Annotated in this window: 4 protein-coding genes; all 4 read right to left on the reverse strand. The window is 36.4% G+C overall.

The genetic code is table 11. From position 1 onward, the window contains the following. Window positions 1–92: 92 nt before the first annotated feature. Window positions 93–1784 (reverse strand): GMC oxidoreductase, encoded by a 1692-nt coding sequence (locus AC1DG9_RS23795; protein WP_288883300.1) that lies wholly within the window; start codon window positions 1782–1784, stop codon window positions 93–95. Between the two features lie 7 nt (window positions 1785–1791). Next, window positions 1792–2364 carry a gluconate 2-dehydrogenase subunit 3 family protein gene (locus AC1DG9_RS23800; RefSeq protein ID WP_288883298.1) on the reverse strand — a complete coding sequence of 191 codons (573 nt, stop codon included), beginning with the start codon at window positions 2362–2364 and terminating at the stop codon, window positions 1792–1794. Window positions 2365–2383: 19 nt separating this feature from the next. Further along, entirely contained in the window at window positions 2384–3523 is a 1140-nt protein-coding gene (locus tag AC1DG9_RS23805) for a glycosyltransferase family 4 protein (RefSeq protein WP_288883296.1), read from the reverse strand. A 23-nt stretch (window positions 3524–3546) separates the two neighbouring features. After that, on the reverse strand, window positions 3547–4493 hold a 947-nt coding region (locus tag AC1DG9_RS23810; RefSeq protein ID WP_477635363.1), incomplete at its 5' end, for a glycosyltransferase.

Raw genomic sequence — 4493 nt, forward strand, 5'->3', positions numbered from 1 at the left:
GGTCAGAGATAAGATATGTTTACTTTTAGCTAAACTTAATAAGAAGGCAATCTTCGATTTCATTGTATTGATCTACTTTAGTAAGCTAAAATTTAAATATTCCCCTTTTTCATTTCACTAACAGCATAATCACATGCACGGGCAGTTAACGCCATATAAGTCAATGAAGGATTTTGGCATGCAGATGAAGTCATACAACTTCCATCTGTAACAAACACATTTCTTACAGCATGTATTTGGTTATGTTTATTTAATACAGATGTTTTAGGATCATTACCCATTCTGGCAGTTCCCATTTCATGCACTGTTGCCCCACCTGGTGTGTTATAAGAGAAAGTATTAACATCTTTAAATCCAGCCTTTTCAAGCATAATCGCTCCTGTATTCTGAATGTCTTTCATCATCAGATGCTCATTTTCTCTAAATGAGAAATCTATCTCAATCAATGGCAATCCCCATTTATCTTTCTTATTCTCCGAAAGCGCTATTTTGTTGTCAAAATACGGAAGGCATTCACCCCATCCCCCCATCCATACAGACCATGAGCCTGGCTTAGTTAATTGATCTTTAAATGTGGCTCCAAAACCCTTTAAATTGTTTTTTTTCTCCTGCCACCCCTCTCTTTCGCCTCTTCCCTGAAAATTGTATCCTCTTAAAAAGTCCACTTTTTCTCCCTTTCCTATATTCCTAAATCTTGGGATAAGAAAACCACAGGGTCTCCTCCCCTTGTAATATTCATCTTTAAAGCCCTCATGTGTTCCCGAGGCACCTGAAGAAGAGTGATGATCCATCAAGTTATGCCCCAATTGCTCACTATCATTACCAATTCCATTTGGAAATCTCGATGATTTAGAATTTAATAGAATCGAAGTGGTATTAATTGTCGAAGCATTAACAAAAATAATCCTCGCATTAAATTCAAACTCCTCAAGTGTGTTCAAATCTATTATCCTTACCCCTGTGGCCTTTTGAAGTTTTTCATCATAAATAATTTCCTTAACAACTGAAAAAGGCCTGATTGTCAAATTTCCTGTTGCAGCTGCTGCTGGTATTGTAGCACTATTACTGCTAAAATATCCGCCATATGGGCATCCCCTGGTGCATAAATTTCTATTCTGGCAAGGTCCTCTATCAGTCAGTCCCCTTGTTAAATTTGCAACACGGGCAATAGTTAGCAACCTATGCTCCTCATTCTTTTTTATAGATGCAGCAAGATGTTTTTCTATACAATTAAGCTCCATCGGAGGCTGATAGCAACCATCAGGTAAATACGGAAGGTTTTCATGCCTACCACTAACACCAATAAACCTTTCCACATAGTCATACCACCCAGAAACATCTTTATATCTTATTGGCCAATCGATAGAAACACCATCTTTAATATTTGCTTCAAAGTCAAGATCACTTAACCGATAACATTGTCTTCCCCAGATTAGAGATTTACCGCCAACCTGATAACCTCTTATCCAATTAAATGGTTTATGCTGAATATAAGGATGCTCCTTATCACTCACATAAAACATCCGGTCACTTTCGTCAGATGTTCCGCTTCGTATCGGATTCTCTGTTGACTCCTTATTTGTATTATTTAATCTATATTCAAAATCCCATGGATTCAAATTGGCAGTTGGATAATCTTTAATATGACGTACATCTCTTCCTCGTTCCAGCATGAGTGTTTTAAGACCCTTCTCACACAATTCCTTAGCTGCCCACCCACCGGTAATTCCTGATCCGATTACTATGGCATCATAAGAAACAGACTTTTCAAAAGTGTTTACCATTTATAAATTATTTTGTTGCCCAAGATTTTTGTTTATCCCCAATTGTAATACATGCCTCAAAAGTTGAGGGTAAATAGTCATATGATAATCCTTTGGTAGCGCCCAGCTCCGAAGTACAATAGCCAGTCACCGTGTAAGACTTAAACATATGAAAGAAATTGTCTCCCAATATTTTCTGTTTTAGTTTACGAATCAGGTAATGTGATTCTTCTAAATTCTCAAAATGAGTTAGTACAGCTTCCCGTTCTTTCACATTACATGCTACATACGTCTTATTGTAATTCTCTTCGGTATACGTTTCTAAATCAGCTAGTCCTTTTATAAAGTTATTTTGGGATTTTGTTGCTGTACAATCTCTTACCATCTTAATAATAAAATCTTCAACCTTTGCCATTTTAGCCCCTGGGGTATCCGTAGCTGGTATAATAGTCTCAGCTATTTCTGCTATAAGCGATTTTTTACTCGTTAGATATAAAAGATCCGGTTTCTTATAAATATTCCAATACTTCCAAAAACCGGCTCCACTTACAGCAATTGCTGAAATTCCTAATATCCTATATATGACCTGTCTCCGATTCATAGCATTCTTTTATTACAAGCTAAAGGATAAATGAATTATAAATAGAGAGCAATTGCTCCGCTGCAGATTTCCATGTAAAGCTCGCAGCTCTTTTCAATCCCAATTCCCTCATTTCCGACCGTAAAGCACTATCGGCAAAAAAACGAATCATTGCGTCTTTTATCTCATTATGATCAAAAGGGTTTACGAACAATGCTGCATTCGAAGCCACCTCTGGCATAGACGAAGTATTTGAAGTAATAACCGGTACCCCGCAAGCCATAGCTTCTAAAATAGGCAGTCCAAAACTTTCACGCAAAGACGGATATAAAAATAGGCTGGAGCAATTATAAAGCAGAGGCATCTCGTCAGACGGAATGTATCCCGGAAAAATAAAGTGCTCAATAAATTGTTCTTTACCCAATTCCTTCAGGGTATCTTCAACTAATTTCTTATCGTAATCTAAAATAACCAGAGGTAAGCCCTCGCTTATAGCAGAACGGTATTCAGTATATGCCTTAATTACATTTAAAGTGTTTTTTTTAGGGGCAGTATTCCCTAAAAAGAGGATAAATTCTTCTGGTAACCGATTAGCATTTCTAAAAGCAAGGAGCTTTTCTTTAGAATAGGCCGCATTAAATTTAGGATTCACAGCATTATAGATCACTTTAACCTTATCCTCCGGCAATTTCAGTTTGTTCAGAATCACCTCCTTCTCAAAATTCGAAACGGTGATGATCAACTTACTCTTATCAACAATTTTAGGTACTATAAACCTTCTGTACAGATTACCAAAATTTTGGTATGAAGTCCCCTTAAAGTCCGTTTTCTCAAGATAAATAATATCGTGTAAAGTAAGCATTAATGGAACCGAAAGGCTAAGCGCAGAAGTATTGCATGTTGAATGAAGAAAATCCAGGTTGTCTTTCTTTACAGCATTTGGTAAAGCAAATTGCTCCCATGTTGGGTACGAACTTGAAGAAAGCGTCCTGATTTTAAAATTGTCCTGCTCTTTAACGCAGGTATTATCTACATCGTTTCTTGCATATAGAATATATTCATTGTACTTATCTAACTTCTGGATTTCATTTATCAGTTCTAATGCAACAACCTCCATCCCGTGTTTTTTCGCTCTGAAAATACGTTGAACTTCTATTCCAATACGCAACTTCTTTTTCATCTATCGATTCTTTACTTTATAGTCTATTTCTTTATCTCTTCTTTATAATAGTGTTCTGTAGCTACCGAAATTTTATTGGCTTTTCGAACTTTCAAAAGTGCTAAAACCTGATAATACATAAATTTGTGCACGTTTTTTAAAGAACTATAGATTCTTTTATCCGCCTTGAAATATTTCAGCGCCGAAAACACAGAAACAATAAATACGATTGCTCCAAGTATCCAATAAATTGAGAATAGCGGGATAAAAAACAAGTCCAGCACAAAAAAAGTAGCTGAGAGAATGAGCAATATAAATAGTGGCGGTCTAAGCAGCATAAGGCTAAACAACCCCTGATTCAGATTAAAATTCACAATAGATTTACCAAATAGATTCAGGCCGAGAAAAAAATACTTAAACCAGGTATTCAGCCATCTTGATCGCTGATTTACCAACTGACCGGTTTTACTTGTTTTTTCGTCATACACAATCGCCTTCTCAGCAAATGCTATTTTGTAACCCCTATTTAAAATTTCATATTGCAATATTTTATCAAAACCTGCACCGGTAATTAGCGTATGTTCCAGGCAATCTCTGTAAACAGTTGTCGTAAAAGCCATCCCAGATCCAGAAAGCGCTGCAGATGATCCAGCTTCAAATAAAAGTTTTCGATCAATCAGCCTGTAAAATATATCTCCTGCCTCATCAAGGCACGCATATGGGGTATTTAAATTTTTAGCTGCCCTTACCCCTTGAACTGAGGTATAACCCGCTGAAATGAACTTGTTCAATTCAATAAAATRTTCGGGATGAACTAAGTTGTCACTATCAATTATGGTTATTATTTCATGATCTCTTTGAAACCTGTCTATTGCATAAAAATGGGATTTGGTATTACTGGCCAATACTTCTTCCGGTTTCAAAACAACAACCTTATTGTCTGTAAAATTCAAATGACTAACATCACAGTTATCTGCCACAACATAAATAA

The organism is Pedobacter sp. 05L430, assembly GCF_056397585.1.